This window comes from Enterobacter sp. E1 (assembly GCF_016809815.1).
GTDB classification, from domain to species: Bacteria; Pseudomonadota; Gammaproteobacteria; order Enterobacterales; family Enterobacteriaceae; genus Enterobacter; species Enterobacter adelaidei.
The window spans coordinates 1-19,939 of the sequence record NZ_JAFBJM010000010.1; the positions used below are offsets into that span (position 1 = coordinate 1).

The window sequence follows — 19,939 nt, forward strand, 5'->3', positions numbered from 1 at the left end:
AGTCGGCGTGGCCTGGGCAGTCTACGTGTGCGTAGTGGCGAGTCGGGGTGTCGTACTCAACGTGAGAGGTGTTGATGGTGATACCACGAGCTTTTTCTTCTGGTGCGTTATCGATCTGGTCGAATGCGCGAGCAGAACCACCGTAGGTTTTTGCCAGAACGGTAGTGATTGCAGCGGTCAGCGTTGTTTTACCATGGTCAACGTGGCCGATAGTACCGACGTTAACGTGCGGTTTTGTACGTTCAAACTTTTCTTTAGACATCGATTGTCCCTCTAAGACACGGATAAATCGGTGATATCACCACATCAACCAGGCGAAATGCCTGAATTGTTGAATACAGTAAAATTGAAACAGAGAGAAACGGGAAGGAGAAGTGAAGTGGTGCTGATACCCAGAATCGAACTGGGGACCTCACCCTTACCAAGGGTGCGCTCTACCAACTGAGCCATATCAGCACGTATTGGAGCGGGCAGCGGGAATCGAACCCGCATCATCAGCTTGGAAGGCTGAGGTAATAGCCATTATACGATGCCCGCATCCTGAAACTCGGCTACCCAGTTCTTTCTGTAACAAAAAAAGAGATTTCTCTCTTTTTAAGTTTGAGCTGGTTAATTTTTCCAACCAGCTCCGGCGGCATTAACGCTGCCAGAAAGTGGTGGTGGGGGAAGGATTCGAACCTTCGAAGTCTGTGACGGCAGATTTACAGTCTGCTCCCTTTGGCCGCTCGGGAACCCCACCGGACTTGATGGTGCCGACTACCGGAATCGAACTGGTGACCTACTGATTACAAGTCAGTTGCTCTACCTACTGAGCTAAGTCGGCATCAAGTAGCGCGCATTCTATGGATACCTGCGCAGTCATGCAACTAAAAATTTGCATAAAACGTTCTTTCGCTCACATTTTATGCGAACAGCGTACTGAACGCTGTAAAAGTAGTCATTCGAGGTCAAATATTCAACATATCACGCTGATTTGCACGGTATACACCGTAGCGTGACGGCTTACGCGTAACGCAGCGCTTTCCATCTTTTTTCTTATTATTCCTGTCATCTGGTGTTAACCTCCTGCCCATTGTCCAAAATTAACTGTGTGATGAGCCATGATCCGGCAGTATTGTGCTGGCTCACTGAAGCATGCTTATGAGCAAAAAAGAGCAATCGTTAATGACACCTTATCTTCATTTTAACCGCAGCCAGTGGGCTGCCCTGCGTGATTCCGTCCCTATGACGCTGACGGAAGGTGAAATCGCACGGTTAAAAGGGATAAACGAAGACCTGTCCCTGGAAGAGGTCGCAGAAATATATCTCCCCCTCTCTCGCTTGCTTAACTTCTATATAAGTTCCAACCTGCGCCGTCAGGCGGTGCTGGAACAGTTCCTCGGGACGAATGGTCAACGCATTCCTTATATCATTAGTATTGCGGGTAGCGTGGCCGTAGGTAAAAGCACGACTGCGCGTGTCCTGCAGGCGCTGCTGAGCCGCTGGCCGGAGCACCGCAGCGTGGAGCTGATCACCACCGATGGCTTCCTGCATCCAAACGAAGTACTAAAAGAACGCGGGCTGATGAAGAAGAAAGGCTTCCCGCTCTCTTATGATATGCACCGTCTGGTGAAATTTGTTTCTGACCTGAAATCGGGCGTGCCTCACGTGACTGCGCCGGTGTATTCACACCTGATCTACGATCGCATCCCGGACGGAGATAAAACGGTGGTCCAGCCGGATATCCTGATTCTGGAAGGGCTGAACGTTCTGCAAAGCGGAATGGACTATCCTCACGATCCGCATCATGTGTTTGTCTCCGATTTTGTCGATTTCTCTATTTATGTCGATGCGCCGGAAGATTTACTCCAGAACTGGTATATCAACCGCTTCCTGAAGTTCCGTGAGGGGGCATTCACTGATCCGGACTCCTATTTCCATCACTACGCCCAGCTTTCTGAAGAAGAAGCGGTTAATGTGGCAAGAGGGCTGTGGAACGAGATCAACTACGTGAACCTGAAAGAGAACATCCTGCCAACGCGCGAGCGTGCGAGCTTAATTCTCACCAAGAGCGAGAAGCACGCTGTCGACCAGATTCGCTTGCGGAAATAATAGCGCAGAGATAAAAAAACCGGCTTAACGCCGGTTTTTTTGTTTTAAGCATGTGGCTTTTCGCCATTTTCATCCTGATCGACTGCAAAGCAGGCGACCAGTTGACCACCATAATCCTTCAGCTGTGGCTGGAGCTGGGTGCAAGGACCGAAGCGACGACTGCAGCGGGCGTTGAATGCACACCCCGGAGGCGGATTCAGCGGGCTTGGCAACTCGCCCGTCAGCTTAATACGCTCACGACGATCGTCCGGGTTCAGACGTGGCGTCGCGGAAAGCAGTGCCTGGGTATACGGGTGACGAGGATTATTAAAGATCTGATCTTTCGTCCCCTTCTCCACGCAACGCCCCAGATACATCACCATCACTTCATCAGCAATGTGCTCCACCACTGAAAGGTCGTGCGAGATGAACACGTAAGAGAGCCCAAGTTCCTGCTGCAAGTCCATCATCAGGTTCAGCACCTGCGCGCGGACGGAAACATCGAGTGCCGAAACCGGTTCATCGGCAATCACCACATCCGGGTCGAGCATCAGACCACGTGCAATAGCGATACGCTGACGCTGTCCACCGGAGAACATATGCGGGTAGCGGTCGTAATGTTCAGTTTTCAGGCCAACTTTCGCCATCATCGCCAGCGCTTTTTCCCGACGCTGCTCTTTGCTCAGATTGCTGTTAATCAGCAACGGCTCTTCCAGGATCTGTCCCACTTTTTTACGCGGGTTCAAAGAACCATACGGGTTCTGGAACACAATCTGGATTTTCTGGCGACGCAGTTTCTGTGCCTGCGGATCATGCTTGAGCAGATCTTGCCCCTGATAGTAAAGCTCACCACCGGTTGGCGTTTCAATCATCGTCAGCAGACGGCCCAGCGTCGATTTACCGCAGCCCGACTCCCCGACCACCGCCAGCGTTTTACCGCGTTCGAGGGTAAAGGAGACGCCATCCAGCGCTTTCACCAGTCGCTCAGGGGCAAAAATCCCCTTCTTCACCGGGTAGTGTTTTTTCAGGTCGATAGCCTGCAACAGCGGTTGTTGCGTGGTGGCCTGTTGCGTACTCATAGTGTTGGCCTCCCGGCATCATCGAGTGGGTAGTGGCATTTCGACTGACGACCGTCAGCAAGCTGGTTCAGCTCTGGCTCTTCTGCCCGGCATTTGTCCGTCGCATACGGACAACGCGGATTCAGCAGACAGCCCTGTGGTCGGTCGTATTTACCCGGCACCACGCCAGGCAGTGACGCCAGCCGCGCTTTGTCCTGGGCAAACTCCGGCAGCGCACGTAGCAGAGCCTGAGTATACGGATGACGCGGCGCGCGGAAGATATCGTGGGAACTTCCGGTCTCCACCACCTGGCCTGCATACATCACGATGATTTTGTGCGCCGCTTCGGCCACCAGCGCCAGGTCGTGCGTAATCAGCACCAGCGCCATATTCTCTTTCTGCTGCAGTTCCAGCAGCAGCTCGATAATTTGCGCCTGAATGGTCACATCCAGCGCCGTCGTCGGTTCATCCGCAATCAGCAGTTTTGGCCGACAGGCAATGGCCATCGCAATCATCACGCGCTGGCTCATCCCGCCTGAAAGCTGGTGCGGGTAAACGTCCAGACGCGATGCCGGGTCAGGAATCCCCACCTGGTTCAGCAGATCGATCGCGCGCTGACGACGGGTTTTCTTATTCCCGCCCTGATGCACCTTAATCGCTTCCATAATCTGGAAACCGACGGTGTAGCACGGGTTCAGGCTGGTCATTGGGTCCTGGAAAATCATCGCCACTTCCGCGCCCACCAGCTGGCGGCGCTGTTTTTCGGAAATGCGCTTCAGATCCTGACCGTTGAACTGCAGGTTTTCCGCCATCACGCGGCCCGGATAATCAATCAGCCCCATAATCGCCAGCGAGCTTACTGACTTACCGGAACCTGACTCCCCTACGATGCCAACCACTTCGCCCTGATTTACGCTGTAGCTGATGCGGTCCACGGCGCGAAACGGGGTGCCTTCGTCGCCGAAGTGCACTGATAATTTATCTACATTTAATAACGCCATCTCGTGCCTCTTACTGCTTCAGTTTGGGATCAAGTGCATCACGCAGACCATCACCCATCAGGTTAAATGCCAGCACCGTCAGCAGAATCGCCAGACCCGGGAAGGTGACGACCCACCAGGCGCTTTGTGCGAACTGCAACACGTCGGAGAGCATAGTGCCCCACTCCGGTGTTGGCGGCTGCGCACCCATGCCCAGGAAGCCAAGAGCGGCCATATCAAGAATGGCGTTAGAGAAACCGAGCGACGCCTGAACAATCAGCGGCGCAAGGCAGTTAGGGAAGATATTGACGAACATCTGACGCATAGCGCCTGCACCCGCCACGCGAGACGCCGTGACGTAATCCCGGTTCACTTCCACCAGCACCGCCGCACGCGTTAAACGTACGTAGTGAGGAAGCGCCACGAAGGTCAATGCAAGCGCAGCGTTACCAATCGACGGGCCGAAGATCGCCACCAGCACCAGTGCCAGCAACAGGCTTGGCAGAGCCAGCATAATATCGACGATACGCATGATGATGTTATCAACGATACCGCCGAAGTAACCGGCAACCAGACCCAGTACAATCCCCATGATCAGGGAAAGCACCACCACCAGGCAGCCGACCAGCAGCGACAGACGTGCACCGTACATCAGACGCGACAACACGTCACGACCCACATCATCGGTACCTAACAGGTGTGCCAGGCTACCACCGTCCTGCCACGCAGGAGGTGCCAGCAGGGCATCACGGAATTGATCCGCCGGGTTATACGGTGCCAGGACGTTCGCAAACACCGCAATCAGGATCATGATAGAGACATAGACCAGCCCCACTACCGCGCCTTTGTTGCGCTTGAAGTAGTGCCAGAATTCCTGCAGCGGCGTCATTGGAACCGGTGCAGCAACCACTTTATTTTCAGAAACGTGTGACATGATGGCCCCTTACTTCTTATGACGAATACGCGGGTTCACCACGCCGTACAGCAAATCGACCAGCAGGTTAACGAGGATAATCATCGTCGCAACCAGCAGCACACCGCCCTGCACGACCGGATAGTCACGGCGTTGCAGCGCGTCAATCAGCCAACGTCCCAGGCCCGGCCAGGAGAAGATGGTTTCGGTCAGGATCGCACCTGCCAGCAACGTACCCACCTGCAGACCGATAACGGTCACCACCGGCAGCATGGCGTTACGCAGCGCATGAACGATGATGACACGCATACGCGTCAGGCCTTTGGCGCGCGCGGTGCGGATATAATCCTCACCCAGTACTTCCAGCATGGATGAACGGGTCATACGCACAATCACCGCCAGAGGAATCGTACCGAGCACCATTGCAGGCAGGATCATGTGCGCGACAGCATCAATGAAGTTGCCCTCTTCGCCCCAGATAGCCGTATCAATCAGCATAAAGCCGGTCAACGGGTTGGAATCATCGAGGAAGACCATATCGCTGACGCGCCCGGAGACCGGCGTCAGGTTAAGCTGCACCGATACCAGCATAATCAGCATCATGCCCCACCAGAAGATAGGCATGGAATAGCCGGTCAGCGCCAGGCCCACGGCAGTATGGTCAAAAATAGAGCCACGTTTAACCGCAGCCAGGACTCCAACAGGAATACCCACCGCAGTGGCGAAAATCATGGCGCAGACACCAAGTTCGAGTGTCGCTTTGAAACGCGGCACGAACTCATCCCACACCGGAAGACGGCTTTTCAGCGAAATACCCAAATCACCGTGCAACACGCCCCAGATATAGTTGAGGTACTGCTGCCACAGCGGCTTGTTCAGACCAAGCTCAGCCAGCAGCTGTGCATGGCGCTCAGGGGAAATACCACGCTCGCCCGCCATAATCATTACCGGGTCGCCGGGGATCATATGGACGAAGGCAAAAGTGAGAAGGGTGATACCGATAAACGTGGGGATAACAAGTCCCAGACGTCGGAGGATGAACTGCAACATAACCCGGATTCTCTCTGATGACGCACGACCAATGGCGTGACGTCTGTATTGCTCACAAATGTAAATTCCCTCTCCCGTCGGGAGAGGGTTAGGGTGAGGGGATGCATGCACGTCCCTCACCCCTGCCCTCTCCCGGGGGAGAGGGAGAACACCCTACTTATTATTCAACCGATACGTTTTCGAAGTGGTGTTTGCCCAGTGGATCAACCACGTAGCCCTTCACTTCTTTACGCACTGGCTCGTAAACGGTGGAGTGAGCAACAATCAGCGCCGGAGCCTGATCGTGCATAACAACCTGAGCCTGCTTGTACAGTTCAATACGTTTGTTGTGATCGTCGGTCGCACGCGCCGGCTGGATCAGGTCTTCAAACGGCTTGTAGCACCAGCGAGAGTAGTTGGAACCGTCTTTCGCAGCAGCACAGCTGAACAGGGTGGCGAAGAAGTTGTCCGGATCCCCGTTATCACCGGTCCAGCCCATCATTACCGCCTGGTGCTCACCCGCTTTGGCGCGCTTCAGGTACTCGCCCCACTCGTAGGTCACAATCTTGGCCTGTACGCCAATCTTCGCCCAGTCAGCCTGAACCATTTCCGCCATACGGCGTGCGTTCGGGTTATACGGACGCTGTACCGGCATCGCCCACAGTTCAACGGTAAAGCCTTTATCCTGGCCTGCTTCTTTCAGCAGTGCTTTCGCTTTCTCAGGATCGTAGCTGTAGTCTTTAACGTCGTCGTTGTAGCCCCACATTGTTGGTGGGATCAGGTTCTTAGCGGCTACGCCTGCGCCCTGGTAAACGGCTTTGATGATCGCTTCTTTGTTCACCGCGTAAGTCAGCGCCTGACGCACTTTTACATCATCAAACGGTTTCTTCTCGGTGTTAAAGGAGAGATAGCCCACGTTCAGGCCAGCCTGCTCCAGCAGGTTGATATTCTTATCCTGCTTCATGCGAGCGATATCAGCCGGGTTCGGGTATGGCATAACCTGGCATTCGTTTTTCTGCAGTTTTGCATAACGCACAGACGCATCAGGCGTGATGGAGAACACCAGACGGTCGATCTGAGGTTTCGTACCCCAGTAGCCCGGGAACGCTTTATACAGAATGCGAGAATCTTTCTGGTACTGCAGCAGCTGGAATGGGCCGGTACCGATTGGATCCAGGTCCACTTTTTCCGGCGTACCGGCTTTCAGCATGTTATCTGCATATTCTTTAGACAGAATAGACGCGAAGTCCATCGCCAGGTCAGCCAGGAATGGCGCTTCCGGGCGAGTCAGCACGAACTGCACGGTTTTATCGTCAACTTTTTTCACTTCAGAGATCAGATCTGGCAGCCCCATCCCTTCGAAGTATTCATAGCTGCCGCCAGACACTTTGTGGTACGGGTTCTGAGCGTTTTTCTGACGGTCGAAGGAGAACACCACGTCATCGGCGTTGAAGTCGCGCGTGGGTTTGAATTCTTTGCTGTCCTGCCACTTCACGCCCTGGCGCAGGTGGAAGGTATAGGTTTTACCGTCTTCGCTGACGTCCCACTTCTCAGCCAGACCAGGAATAACTTCCGTGGTACCGGTTTTGAATTCAACCAGACGGTTATAGATCGGTACAGAGCTTGCGTCGTACGTCGTACCAGAGGTAAAGAGCTGTGGGTTAAAGCCTTCCGGCGAGCCTTCAGAACAGTAAACCAGGGTTTTTGCCTGTACGCTTGCTGCCACGGTCATCGCCACCAGGCTCAAACCAAGCTTCAGCATCCCTGACTTCTTCAAGGAAATACTCATTATTCTGCTCCAATGTGATGTTTTGCTTTGTTGTGTTACGCCGCCTGACCTTTATTTATTTTTTACCCGGTCCGGTCGGTGATGCCCTAAGGCGTTAAAGGGATGGAGAATCCTTTCAGAAGAGCGTTTGAGTTGCAGCGCAGATCGTCCCTGAAATGCCCCTCATGCCCTACAATCTGTCAACAGAATGTGAAAACGTCAATACAGGTGGCGGGGATTTACGCTGAGTGTGAGAAACCGCAAACAAAGATTAAAAAAACTATGCATGCCAGTTTTCAGCAGGGAAATTTATGCTACTCGCTATCTTGCAGCACAAATATCTTCATATTTCGCAACAATCAGTGATTAACTTTTATTCAGAATGGGTAAATTTTCTTACAGAATGGTGATTATCTGAGCACTAAATTCCACGAACGTTAAAACGCACAGCGAAAAATGCTGAGGTTATCTATAAGCAACGCGAAAAAAGATCAATCTATATATAAAAAAATACAATGGATTATGTCACAAAATCGTTAACAGGCAGGGAGAAGCAGGGATAAGAGGCGTTTTGGGTAATCTGACGGGTTAAGGCTCTAATGCAAAAAGGGCTAACCTTACGGTTAGCCCTTTTTTAGAATGTGGTCGGCGAGAGAGGATTCGAACCTCCGACCCACTGGTCCCAAACCAGTTGCGCTACCAAGCTGCGCTACTCGCCGAATGCGGAGCGCATCTTACTGCTGAGGTGCGCCCCCGTCAATCCCTTATTTTCAAAAAGCCATTCAACTGGCGATATTCTCGCCAGGCGAGCTACTGCGCGGCTTTGGAGGTGCGGTCAGGGAGTTTGCACCAGTTGTTATTTTCGTTAATACCGCCATCTGGTGAGGTGTAACCCAGGCAACCTAAAATGGTGTCGTACAGCTCAACATGACGACGCGGTACCTTCATATCAGCTTCTTTCTTCAGTTGAGCAAACATCTTCGCTTTCTCCGGATCTTCCAGATACTTGTCAGACATCCACACAATCATTGGCACGCGGAACTGCTCCGGCGGAGCCATCTTACGTGGCGTACCGTGCAGGTGCTCGAACTCATTGATGGATTCACCGTGGTCCGCAGCATAGAAAACAATCGCTTTCTTATCGCGGACCTGGTCAATCACCGTATCAATAAAGTGATCCACATACATCACTGAGTTGTCGTAGGAGTTAATCAGCTGCGCTTTAGAACAGTCTTTATCCACACCAACGCACTCCGGCGTCCATTTGGCAAAGCTACGCGGGTAACGCTGGGTGTAGTTAAAGTGCGACCCTTTAGTATGCAGAATGATCATATGCTTACCATCAGGATTTCCGTTCAGAGACAGTTTCATCTCGTCAATCAGCAGCATGTCATCGACAGGCTTGCCACGGTTACGCGCCTCCGCACCAATCTGCTCGCGATAAGAAATGTTCTGGGCCATGGTGTTGCTGTAGAACCACATCTCGCTCTGCATCGCATAGAGGTCAGACGTAAACCCAAGCTGATGCAGCACCGAGAAGACGTTTTGCTCTTTCAGGGTACGTTGTGGGTTATCGCTCGCACCACCCTCACGTACGAACATGCAGCGTAAGGAGAGCTTGGTGGCGGTGTCGCAGGAATAACCGCGATAGGCAATCAGGTTTTTCTCCTGTGCCATTTTTGGTGTGGTATCGCGGTCATAGCCGAGAATACCCATATGATCCCAGCGCGTAGTTTCCCCGATAATAAAGACGACATAGGTATCATCGATATCTTTTGGCGCGACATAAGTGAATTTCTTCGCCGGGTTAATCAACGATTTATTATCAGAAGACTCATCCACCTGCGCCCACGCGTATAACCCCAGCGCGGAGATCCAGTTAGACGGTAAATAAGAGTTGGCGACCACACCACCGTAGCTTGGCAGATCCACGCCAGAGGTACGCTCATCATATTTCTGTTTTACTTCCAGCAGACGAATAGGCCCCCAGACCATCAGACCGGCCAGCAGAACTATCGCCACGCTTCTGAAACGTTTTCCCGGCGTGCGGATCTGGTGAACCAGCGTATACCGGCAACGGTTGCTCCAGATAAGGAGCAGCGGCAGGGCACTCACGGCCACCAGCCAGAGTACAAAATGCAGCCCAACCACTTCTTTAGAGAGATCGATGTCCGTGGTCATCACCGAGGCGATAATGCCGTAGCCAATGACAACGTTCATAAAGGTCATGTAATAGCTGGCCCCTGCCGAGCACAGCACGATAAACGTCGCCAGCACTCGCCAGACGCGACGGCCAAACAGCGTAAGAATACGGAATAAAAAGAAGGTGACCAGTACAGCAGCGACCAATTCGACAACCGCTGCAATTCCTTTCCAGACGGTAAAATCTTGCGCGTAACCGTCGAACCGACGGAAAAACACTGCGCCATTCATAAACAGGCCGATGTACAACGCCAGCAAAAAGCACAGCTTTTGTTGCGCCATCGATTTAATGTATTTCATGCAATCTACCCGGAAAAAGGGACAGTACAGCCGCCCACCTCAATATAAAAAGTGGACAGATTAGACATACGCTCAGGGGATCGTTCAATGAAACGACTACAAGCGTGGTAAGTAGACCACAGGGAAGGGAAAAAGTGGCAGCAGAGAGTGTGATCGGTACAGTTATTTACAAAAAAGCAGACCCAGAATCCGACAAATGCGTCTAAAGGCAGTATTGTTCGATAAGAAAAAGGCCGGATGACCGGCCTTTTTCTTCGTTGTCAGGCATGCGCTTCTTTAAAGACTTCCCGCTGCGGCTGTCGAATCGTCGTAGACAGCGCCAGCGAAATGATCAGCAAGGCGAAGATCACGCAGAAGGTCACATAGAACCCACCGAACAGTGAGGCAATCAGCGAACCGCAGATACTGCCGATCCCGAAGCCAAGATAAATAACACCGTAGTTTTTCGCGAGATTGTTAAGACCAAAGAATTCGCTCACCAGTGACGGGAAGACCGTAATGGTGCCACCGAAGTTGAACGCAACGCAGGCAATCGCCGCGAAGAAGGTCGCTTCATTCAGAGGTGCGAAAAGCAGCGCCGCCATGCCCACCAGCGAAACAACCTGGCCAATCGTAATCACACGGATACGGGCGATTTTGTCAGACAGAATACCCAGCACCAGACGCCCGGAAAGGTTGGCAATGGAGATCACGGTCACCGCATTCGCAGCCGTTGCCGCATCCAGTTTCACCATTCCCTGAGCGATATCTTTCGCCACACCGATGACGTACAAACCACTCATGCAGGCCGTCAGGAACATCACCGCCAGCATCCAGTACTGCGGTTTACGCATAGATTGCGCCAGGGTGAAATCGTTCTCCACCACACCGTTCACGGATTTAACCTCCTGCTGAGGCGCATCTTTCATCAGCGTAGCACCAAAGAGGATCATGACCAGAACGATAACCCCCCAGATCATGAAGGTTTTTTCGAGACCAACGGAAGCCAGCAGATGAGAATCGATAAATTTAAAACCGAGGCTGCCCAGGCCATAAGAACCGATGGCAAACGCAGAGATAAGGCCTTTACGTTCCGGGAACCACTTCACGCAGTTCGAGAGTGTCAACAGGTAACCTGCACCATCTGCCAGCCCCACCAGTACCCCAGCGCTCAACCACAGCATCATCAGGTTGCTGGAGTGTGCCGTCAGGAAAAAACCCACGCCCAGCAGAATGCCGGACGCCATGGTCACACGCTTCACACCAAAACGCTCCTGCAGCTTGCCCGCGACGGAAGACGAGAGCGCCAACCCGAGACTCAGTAGCCCAAAGGAGAATGCAACCTGGCTGACCGGTGCGCCGAGCTTATCGGAAAGTGCGCTGTTAAACAGGCTCCAGGTATAGACCGAACCCAACGCAAACTGGGTGACGATGGTACCAAAGAGCGTTAGCCAGCGCGTACGGTTATAAGTTGATGTGTTCATGGCAGTTGTCCTGCAAGAGAAATTAAGGAAGTTCGCTGAGGACAACGATAAACAAAACCTTAAAAGACCTGGGGTAAAACGGCATGAAATGCAGGAAGAATGGAATGAAATGCCTGGAATCAGGAATGAATGACCTTGTGGGGGAATGAAGCGATAGCGTGTTAGTACCTGCTATCGCTACAACCCCTATGGCTATTGTATTTGAGATGTTACCGTAACGTTTAAAAAAGTAACAACTCTAGAAATTCGCACTCACGCCCAGGGTGTACATAAATTCCTCACCTGTGGTGGCGCGTTCCCCTTGAGCGAGCGACGCATAGGCCGCTACATGCGTGTTAAACGGAATATCCGTACCGACCGTCACATCCATCCAGCTCCCGTTTTGTGCCGGGGCTGGCGTTTGCGGCATGCCAAACTGAGATTTCCACTGGTTTTCACCAAACTGCTGGTTATAGCTGATCTGTGCCCACGGACGAAGATCGCCGTACTGGGTATTCACGCGCCAGCCCAGCGTGCTAACACTGGCATGCCAGAGCGGGTCAGTGACTGACTGTGTCGACGCGCTATCACCAAATTCGTTGATCATCATGGGAGCCGTGCCGTCGTACCGCCACGCCACGACAGGGCCGGTAGTGATATGCGCTGAAACGGGAAAATTCCAGCCCACGCTCATTGCCCCCTCTGTCGTACTGCCAGACGGTACATTCAGGGCAAGACCTGGCGCATTTTGTGAAGTCTGAATACGCTCAGCAAGAATATCCTCATAACGCGGTTGGTGATCCGCGTCCCATGTATAGCGTTCCGCCGTATTATTTTGGGCGTCTGAAACGATATATTCCTGTTGCCAGGCAGACGCTGTATTACAAAAAAACAGGCAGGCTGAAATTCCCACCAGGCCAGAAGCAGCATGGCGACCACTGATTTTTTTTATCATCATCAACGCGACCCCAGAGAGAGCCGAATTCGGCGATATTTGTCGTTATTCAGGAAGAGCTTATAGAGCATATGGCCCTGTATTAACTATTGTCTTTATAGTAAACACGTCAAGCCAGTCAGAACGAAATATTTGCAAAATCAGTATCAATAAGGGAGATGACGGATGGAACGTTGCGGTTGGGTAAGCCAGGATCAGCTGTATATCGACTATCACGACCAGGAATGGGGCGTGCCGGAGAAAGATGGTAAAAAACTCTTTGAGATGATCTGCCTGGAGGGTCAGCAGGCGGGTTTGTCGTGGATTACTGTGCTCAAGAAACGTGAAAACTACCGCAATGCCTTCCATCAGTTTGATCCTGTCGCCGTCGCCGCCATGACCGATGAGGACGTCGAAAGACTGGTGCTGGATGCCGGCATCATCCGCCATCGCGGTAAAATTCAGGCCATCATCGGCAATGCACGCGCCTGGCTTGCGATGGAACAAAACGGCGAATCATTCTCAGACTTTGTCTGGTCGTTTGTGAATAACGCTCCGCAAATCACCCACGCCGCCACGCTGGCAGAGATCCCGGCATCGACGCCTGAATCAGATGCGCTCTCTAAGGCCCTGAAAAAACGCGGTTTTAAATTTGTCGGTTCCACCATCTGCTACGCCTTTATGCAGGCCTGTGGCCTGGTCAACGACCACGTTACCGGCTGCTTCTGTCATCCGGGAGGCCATCATGATCCGCAAATGGCAAAATGAGAATACCGCGCCACTTCTGAGCCTATGGCTTGAAAGCACCACAGAAGCGCATCCGTTTATCGAGGCGAGTTACTGGAAAGAGAACGAGGCGATGGTGCGGGACGTTTACCTGCCTTCGGCTGAAACCTGGGTCTGGGAAAAGGATGGCGAACCTTGCGGATTTATCAGCGTGATGCAGTCTAAGTTTGTTGGGGCACTGTTTGTCGCACCGGCATACATCGGGAAAGGCATCGGGCAAGCGCTGCTGAACCATGTTCAACAGCACTTCCCGTATTTAAGCCTGGAGGTGTACCAGAAAAATGTCCGGGCGGTGAATTTCTACCATGCTCAGGGCTTTCGCATCGAAGACAGCGCCTGGCAGGATGACACCCAACATCCGACCTGGATCATGAGCTGGCAGGCGGATCAAACGCCGTTAAGATAAGCTCGGGTCCCTCATACTTTTCGACCCATGCCAGTGCTGTATTCCCTGCACAACCATTCCCCAGCTTCGAGCTGGGGAGATCTTTGGTCAGCACGTTAACCGCCCCGTTTTTACAGATACCGCCTTCGGCTGGCTCAAGATCTGGCCATGCCCCCTGGTGAATGCACAGCACACCCGGTTTAATCCCGTCACTGACCACCGCACCGGCCAGGACCTGTCCCCGCTGGTTCCAGACGCGCACCACGTCACCGTCTACAATCCCACGGGCTTTGGCATCGAGGGTATTCAACGTGATCGGTTCTCGCCCGGCAACCGCATACTGTTCGCGCAGCGAGGTATAGTTAAGCTGGCTGTGCAGGCGGTGCGCAGGGTGGGCAGACAACACCTGGAGCTGCTCCGGCTTGGCATTGCCGTGCCATTCGTCCGGCTCGAGCCACATAGGGTGCGGCGGGCAGTCGGCATACCCGAAGCTGGCTATGCGCTCGCTGTAGATCACGATCTTCCCGCTCTCGGTTTTCAGCGGGTGGCTCTCCGGGTCGCGGCGGAAGTCTCCGAAACGAACAAACTGCGCGTTCTGTTCACTCTCGGGCATCTCGAATATCTGGTTTGCTTCCCAGAATTCAGTAAACGGTGGGAGTGTCACACCCTGGGCGGCACCGCGCTGGCTGGCTATCTGGTAGAACGTCTCAAGCCACTGCAGATCGGTTTTACCTTCGGTAAAACGCTCGCGGCCACCTGCTTCCCACAGCTCGCTCAGTTCAGCAAACACCTCGAAATCATCCCGCGCTTCATCGCGTGGGACCACAACGCGCTTCATTGGCACCATATGCTGGTTGCTGTAGTCACCGGTCATGGTGAGATCGTTACGCTCAAACGAGGTTGTCGCTGGCAGCACGATGTCGGCATGCTTAGCCGAACCTGTCCAGAAGCACTCTGAGATCACCACCAGCTCTGGTTTCTGCCAGGCACGGATCAGGCGATTGGTATCCTGATGGTGCGTGAAGTTCGACCCGCCCGCCCACCAGACAAATTTAATATCCGGGAAGTGACGGTCCAGCCCATTGTGCTGATAAAACCCACCGGGGTTTTCCAGGGCTTCAACAATCCGCGCCACCGGGATTTTATCCACGGCATCCACACCGCCCTGCACTGAGCCTTGCAGAGAGGCCAGCACGGCAGCTTTGCGAGTAGGGTTACCACCATTGGCGAAGTGATAAGAGAGACCAAAACCCCCGCCCGGCGTGCCGATCTGCCCAAGCATTGCGGCAAGCGTCACCAGCATCCAGTGCTTCTGCTCGCCAAACTGCTGGCGCTGCATTCCCCAGCCGGACATTAACATCGTGGTGTTTTTATGGAATAACACCGCCAGTTCGCGGATTTTATCCGCAGTAACGCCGCAAATATTTGCCGCCCACTCTGCCGTTTTCGCTACCCCATCGGATTGGCCCGTCAGGTATTCAGCGAATTTATCGAAGCCAGTGGTACAACGCCTCAGGAATTCGCCATCGTGCCAGCCGTTTTCGACCAGCGTATGGGCGATACCCAGCATCATTGCCACGTCGGTGCCCATATGCGGGGCAATCCACTCGGCACTGTCGCCGAAGAAATCCATGGTTTCAGAGCGCATCGGGTCAATGCAGATGATGCGCTTGCCGCTTTTGCGCAGCGCGTCGAAATACCCAATACCCTGTTCGTCGCTGGCATTCCAGGCAATTTTCAGCGTATTTAGGGGGTTAGCGCTCCACAGCACCACCACGTCGGTATGCTCCAGCACCAGCGGCCAGCTGGTCTGTTGCTGATAAACTTCGTTTCCCCCCACCACGTACGGCATGATCGCCTGCGCCGCGCCGGTGGAGTAATCCCCCAGATGACCTGTGTAGCCCCCCGCCAGGCTCATATAGCGCTGCAGCAGCGTCGAGGCCTTGTGCAGCACGCCGTTAGAACGCCAGCCGTAAGACCCGGCAAAAATGGACGACGGCCCCCAGGTATCGCGAATGCGCTTATGCTGGGCGTGAATCAACGCCAGCGCCTCATCCCAGCTCACGCGAACAAACTCATCCTGACCACGGATTCCCTGCGGTTTGTCCGGCGAGGCCAGAAAACCTTTACGCACCATCGGCCAGCGCACGCGCGTTTTGCTATGCACCTGATCGCGAACGGCGGTCTGTAACGAGTTGGGATGTTGGGTTGGCAATGCCCCGCGGGACGACAGAACATTTTCGCCATCGATTTCGACCAGCATCGGCCCCCAGTGGGCGGCGGTCAGAATGGTTTTCGTTGAGGTGCTCAAGCGTGCGCTCCTAGTTGCGTGCAGGTTTACCGCCTTCTTGTTGAGGCAGTTTATGGTTTGTCACAAATTTCAGAGTAATACCCGGAATTTTCTCCGTATCTGGACGTCATAATCAACTGCCACGCTCGCCGTGGCAAAGAATAAAAAGGATTAAGGAAAGAAGATGAAAAAACGCGTACTCGTTATTGCCGCTCTGGTGAGCGGTGCACTGGCTGTTTCTGGCTGCACAACTAACCCTTACACCGGTGAAAGCCAGGCGGGTAAATCCGGCATCGGCGCGGGGATAGGCTCGCTGGTAGGTGCTGGCGTTGGCGCGCTCTCCTCCTCCAAGAAAGACCGTGGTAAAGGCGCACTGATTGGTGCAGCGGCGGGAGCAGCATTGGGCGGTGGCGTCGGCTATTACATGGACGTGCAGGAAGCGAAACTCCGCGACAAAATGAAGGGAACCGGCGTGAGTGTGACGCGTAGTGGCGACAACATCATTCTGAACATGCCGAACAATGTTACCTTCGACAGCAGCAGCGCAACGCTGAAACCTGCGGGTGCGAACACCCTGACTGGTGTGGCAATGGTGCTGAAAGAGTATAACAAAACCGCCGTAAACGTGATTGGCTACACCGACAGCACCGGTAGCCAGGATCTGAACATGCGTCTGTCTCAACAGCGCGCCGATTCCGTGGCCAGCTCGCTGATCACTCAGGGCGTTGAAGCGAACCGCATCCGCACCAGCGGAATGGGTCCTGCCAACCCGATCGCCAGCAATAGCACGGCGGAAGGCAAAGCGCAGAACCGCCGCGTTGAGATTACGTTAAGCCCTGTGCAGTAATCGCATTTCCCCCTCTCCCCGCAGGAGAGGGTATGAACCACTTGCCATCGTTGATTTTCCCGCTAAGGTATTCTCACTAAATTCAGGGAAATCAGCGATGAGCAAACCAGCCCGGGCCACCATCAGCGACGTGGCGAAAGCAGCCAAAACCGGTAAAACCAGCATTTCGCGCTATCTCAACGGCGAAAAACACCTGTTGTCCGATGCGCTGCTGGCTCGAATTGAACAGGCCATTGCCGATCTCGATTACCGCCCCAGCATCATGGCGCGCGGGCTCAAGCGGGGGCGTACCCGCCTTATCGGGCTTATCATCGCCGATATCACCAACCCCTACTCCGTAAACGTGCTGAGCGGTATTGAAGCCGCCTGTCGCGAGAAAGGTTTTACGCCGCTGGTCTGTAATACCAACAACGAAGTCGACCAGGAACTGCATTATCTCGATCTGCTGCGTAGCTACCAGGTGGAAGGAATTGTGGTTAACGCCGTGGGCATGCGTGAAGAGGGGTTAAACCGCCTGCAGCAATCGTCTCTTCCCATGGTTCTTATCGACCGTAAAATCCCTGAATTTGCCTGCGATGTCGTCGGGCTGGATAACACCCAGGCCGCCACTACCGCCACCGAGCATCTGATCGAACAGGGTTTTGAAGCTATTCTGTTTCTAAGCGAACCACTGGGAATGGTTAACACGCGTCGCGAGCGTCTGAGCGCATTTCGCGCCACTCTGGAGCGTTATCCCGGCGTGATCGCCGAAAATGCCGAAACCCCATTACACGAAGCCGATCAACTCGACAACACCCTGCGCCAGTTCCACACCCGGCATCGTGGGATGCGCAAAGCCGTCATCTCCGCCAACGGGGCACTGACGCTGCAAGTCGCCCGCTCGCTCAAGCGGATTGGCCTGCACTGGGGCAGCGATATTGGTCTGCTGGGGTTCGATGAACTGGAGTGGGCAGAACTGGCGGGCGTCGGTATCACCACCCTCAAACAGCCCACCTGGCAGATTGGCTATGCTGCTGTAGAACAAGTGGTTCGTCGTATTGAAGGCACCAGTGATGCCGTACGCGAGCAGGTCTTCTCCGGCGAGCTGATCGTTCGCGGCTCCACCGCGCGTTAATTTTCCCTTGTGATACCGATCATAATTTCGACATCCTGAACTTTCCTTTGGAACCGGTTCCATCTAGCGTAATAACATTGATATGTTGCGATGGAGTCCGAAGATGGGCAGGAAAATCATGGTGGTCACCGCCGCGTACGGCGCGGAACAGGTGCGACAGGCAGGCGGTCAACGGGCAATGCTTCCCGTGATTGCGGGCGCAGGTGCCGACGGCGTGGAGATCCGCCGCGAGCTGTTCAACAGCGAAGAGTTACTGGCACTGCCTGCGCTGGGTGAATCTATTGAACTGTTGGGCCTGCTGGCGTGTTACTCCGCCCCCGCCGCCCTGTTTATGCCTGACGGTACCCTCAACCCGGATCTGCCCCGCTATCTCTCCGAGGCCAGCACCCTGAATGCGCTGTGGCTGAAAGTTTCACTCGGGTATTTCAGCGACACCCAGCCGCTTGAAGCCCTGCGGAACCTGCTGAATAAAAGCGGCATGGCACTGGTGGTGGAAAACGACCAGACCGACTGCGGCCAGCTTGCGCCAATGCAGCGCTTTAAAGCTGCCTGCCGGGAGAGGGCACTGCCCGTTACGCTAACCTTCGATATGGGTAACTGGCTATGGGTCGGCGACTCCCCTGAAGAAGCCGCCCGTCATCTGGCCCCTGCTGTGAGCTATATCCACGTTAAAGCCGCCGTTCCGCATAAGGATAATTTCCGCGCCGTGGCACCGGATCGTGCTGATGCGCGCTGGCTGGATCTGCTCTGCCAGTTACCCGCCGATGCCCCGCGAGGTATCGAGTTTCCGCTGGAAGGGACGGATTTAACCGCCGTTACCCGCCATTACGTCAACCTGCTGCGCGAGGAGTAAACCATGCACAAGACGCTGGATGTCATTACGATCGGCGAGGCCATGGCGATGTTTGTCGCTACCGAAACCGGCGAGCTGAGCGCGGTAGAGCATTTCATCAAACGCGTGGCTGGCGCAGAGCTGAACGTCGCGACCGGCCTGGCGCGTCTCGGCCTGAACGTGGGCTGGGTCAGCCGCGTAGGGGACGATAGCTTTGGTCATTTCGTTCTCGACTCGTTGAAAAAAGAAGGGATTGATTCGGCAGGCGTGACGCTCGACGGACGCTTCGCGACCGGCTTTCAGCTTAAATCTAAGGTCGAAAATGGAACCGATCCCATTGTGGAGTATTTCCGTAAAGGGTCGGCGGCAAGCCATCTCTCAGTGGAAGATTACCACGCCGACTATTTTGCCTCTGCACGCCATTTGCACCTGAGCGGCGTGGCGGCAGCGCTCTCAGCCAGCTCATACGCATTGCTGGATCATGCTGCATCTACCATGAAGGCACAGGGCAAAACGATCTCTTTCGATCCTAACCTGCGGCCGGTGCTGTGGAAAAGCGAAGCGGAAATGGTTGAGAAACTTAACCATCTGGCATTCCAGGCTGACTGGGTTCTGCCGGGAGTGAAAGAAGGGATGATCCTTACCGGTGAAAGCACGCCAGAAGGCATTGCCGACTTCTACCTGAATAAAGGGGTAAAAGCCGTGGTGCTGAAAACCGGTGCCGATGGCGCATGGTTTAAAACCGCCGAAGGTGAACAAGGTGCGGTCGCTGCGGTAAAAGTTGAAAACGTGGTCGACACCGTCGGCGCGGGCGATGGCTTTGCCGTGGGAGTCATTAGCGCTCTGCTGGAAGGTAAACCACTGCAGCAAGCCGTCGCGCGGGGCAACAGGATAGGCTCGCTGGCTATTCAGGTACAAGGCGATAGCGAAGGATTACCAACCCGAGCAGAGCTTAACGAATAAACATTCCCCTCACTCAACAAAACAAA

The 19,939-nt window shown here is 54.0% G+C and carries 17 protein-coding genes and 5 tRNA genes; 7 read left to right on the top strand and 15 right to left on the bottom strand.

Annotated elements, in window-relative coordinates:
* The 5 genes from JGF26_RS19055 to JGF26_RS19075 all read right to left on the bottom strand — a co-directional run.
* A partial coding sequence (locus JGF26_RS19055) for a GTP-binding protein (RefSeq protein WP_227640557.1) occupies nt 1–262 on the bottom strand: 262 nt, incomplete at its 3' end.
* A gap of 118 nt (nt 263–380) precedes the next feature.
* Nucleotides 381–456: transfer RNA gene (locus tag JGF26_RS19060), tRNA-Thr, on the bottom strand.
* 6 nt (nt 457–462) lie between these two features.
* Nucleotides 463–537 (bottom strand) — tRNA-Gly (locus tag JGF26_RS19065).
* A gap of 117 nt (nt 538–654) precedes the next feature.
* Nucleotides 655–739, bottom strand: a tRNA-Tyr gene (locus tag JGF26_RS19070).
* A gap of 8 nt (nt 740–747) precedes the next feature.
* A tRNA-Thr gene (locus tag JGF26_RS19075) sits at nt 748–823 on the bottom strand.
* Nucleotides 824–1,140: 317 nt separating this feature from the next.
* On the opposite strand from JGF26_RS19075, the gene coaA reads away from it, so the two are divergent.
* On the top strand, nt 1,141–2,091 hold the full coding sequence (gene coaA / locus JGF26_RS19080) for a type I pantothenate kinase (protein ID WP_028018278.1): 951 nt from the start codon (nt 1,141–1,143) through the stop codon (nt 2,089–2,091).
* Between the two features lie 44 nt (nt 2,092–2,135).
* Here the strand turns inward: coaA and dppF are convergent, their stop codons facing one another.
* The 9 genes from dppF to JGF26_RS19125 all read right to left on the bottom strand — a co-directional run bounded on the left by dppF (nt 2,136) and on the right by JGF26_RS19125 (nt 12,720).
* The gene (dppF, locus tag JGF26_RS19085; protein ID WP_028018277.1) at nt 2,136–3,149 is read right to left on the bottom strand and encodes a dipeptide ABC transporter ATP-binding subunit DppF; all 1,014 of its coding nucleotides are present in this window, start codon (nt 3,147–3,149) and stop codon (nt 2,136–2,138) included.
* On the bottom strand, nt 3,146–4,129 hold the full coding sequence (gene dppD / locus JGF26_RS19090) for a dipeptide ABC transporter ATP-binding protein (protein ID WP_013094994.1): 984 nt from the start codon (nt 4,127–4,129) through the stop codon (nt 3,146–3,148). The genes dppF and dppD overlap by 4 nt, the downstream gene beginning before the upstream one ends.
* A 10-nt stretch (nt 4,130–4,139) precedes the next feature.
* Nucleotides 4,140–5,042, bottom strand: a complete 903-nt coding sequence (gene dppC / locus JGF26_RS19095) for a dipeptide ABC transporter permease DppC (protein WP_028018276.1) — start codon at nt 5,040–5,042, stop codon at nt 4,140–4,142.
* A gap of 9 nt (nt 5,043–5,051) precedes the next feature.
* On the bottom strand, nt 5,052–6,071 hold the full coding sequence (gene dppB / locus JGF26_RS19100) for a dipeptide ABC transporter permease DppB (RefSeq protein WP_028018275.1): 1,020 nt from the start codon (nt 6,069–6,071) through the stop codon (nt 5,052–5,054).
* Between the two features lie 160 nt (nt 6,072–6,231).
* Complete coding sequence (gene dppA / locus JGF26_RS19105) at nt 6,232–7,839, bottom strand: dipeptide ABC transporter periplasmic-binding protein DppA (protein ID WP_028018274.1); 1,608 nt, start codon at nt 7,837–7,839, stop codon at nt 6,232–6,234.
* A 621-nt stretch (nt 7,840–8,460) separates the two neighbouring features.
* Nucleotides 8,461–8,537 (bottom strand) — tRNA-Pro (locus JGF26_RS19110).
* Nucleotides 8,538–8,628: 91 nt separating this feature from the next.
* Complete coding sequence (eptB, locus tag JGF26_RS19115) at nt 8,629–10,320, bottom strand: kdo(2)-lipid A phosphoethanolamine 7''-transferase (protein ID WP_028018273.1); 1,692 nt, start codon at nt 10,318–10,320, stop codon at nt 8,629–8,631.
* 260 nt (nt 10,321–10,580) lie between these two features.
* Complete coding sequence (locus JGF26_RS19120; protein ID WP_028018272.1) at nt 10,581–11,783, bottom strand: MFS transporter; 1,203 nt, start codon at nt 11,781–11,783, stop codon at nt 10,581–10,583.
* A 238-nt stretch (nt 11,784–12,021) separates the two neighbouring features.
* Nucleotides 12,022–12,720: an autotransporter domain-containing protein gene (locus JGF26_RS19125; protein WP_134708551.1), complete on the bottom strand. Its 699-nt coding sequence runs from the start codon at nt 12,718–12,720 to the stop codon at nt 12,022–12,024.
* A gap of 162 nt (nt 12,721–12,882) precedes the next feature.
* On the opposite strand from JGF26_RS19125, the gene tag reads away from it, so the two are divergent.
* Together tag and JGF26_RS19135 are read left to right on the top strand one after the other, a co-directional pair.
* Complete coding sequence (gene tag, locus JGF26_RS19130) at nt 12,883–13,464, top strand: DNA-3-methyladenine glycosylase I (protein WP_049006069.1); 582 nt, start codon at nt 12,883–12,885, stop codon at nt 13,462–13,464.
* The gene (locus tag JGF26_RS19135; RefSeq protein WP_028018269.1) at nt 13,442–13,888 is read left to right on the top strand and encodes an N-acetyltransferase; all 447 of its coding nucleotides are present in this window, start codon (nt 13,442–13,444) and stop codon (nt 13,886–13,888) included. Before tag ends, JGF26_RS19135 begins: the two co-directional genes overlap by 23 nt.
* On the opposite strand, the gene JGF26_RS19140 is transcribed toward JGF26_RS19135, so the two are convergent.
* Nucleotides 13,851–16,130: a molybdopterin guanine dinucleotide-containing S/N-oxide reductase gene (locus JGF26_RS19140; RefSeq protein WP_238934313.1), complete on the bottom strand. Its 2,280-nt coding sequence runs from the start codon at nt 16,128–16,130 to the stop codon at nt 13,851–13,853. The two genes, JGF26_RS19135 and JGF26_RS19140, sit on opposite strands and share 38 nt — an antisense overlap.
* 211 nt (nt 16,131–16,341) lie before the next feature.
* Between JGF26_RS19140 and JGF26_RS19145 the strand changes: the two genes are divergently transcribed.
* The 4 genes from JGF26_RS19145 to JGF26_RS19160 all read left to right on the top strand — a co-directional run bounded on the left by JGF26_RS19145 (nt 16,342) and on the right by JGF26_RS19160 (nt 19,913).
* On the top strand, nt 16,342–17,004 hold the full coding sequence (locus JGF26_RS19145; RefSeq protein WP_028018267.1) for an OmpA family lipoprotein: 663 nt from the start codon (nt 16,342–16,344) through the stop codon (nt 17,002–17,004).
* Between the two features lie 97 nt (nt 17,005–17,101).
* Nucleotides 17,102–18,118: a LacI family DNA-binding transcriptional regulator gene (locus JGF26_RS19150; protein ID WP_049006066.1), complete on the top strand. Its 1,017-nt coding sequence runs from the start codon at nt 17,102–17,104 to the stop codon at nt 18,116–18,118.
* Between the two features lie 103 nt (nt 18,119–18,221).
* On the top strand, nt 18,222–18,971 hold the full coding sequence (locus JGF26_RS19155; RefSeq protein WP_134708553.1) for a sugar phosphate isomerase/epimerase: 750 nt from the start codon (nt 18,222–18,224) through the stop codon (nt 18,969–18,971).
* Between the two features lie 3 nt (nt 18,972–18,974).
* A complete protein-coding gene (locus JGF26_RS19160) occupies nt 18,975–19,913 on the top strand; it encodes a sugar kinase (protein WP_128348611.1) in 939 nt (312 codons plus the stop codon).
* The last annotated feature ends 26 nt before the right edge of the window (nt 19,914–19,939 follow it).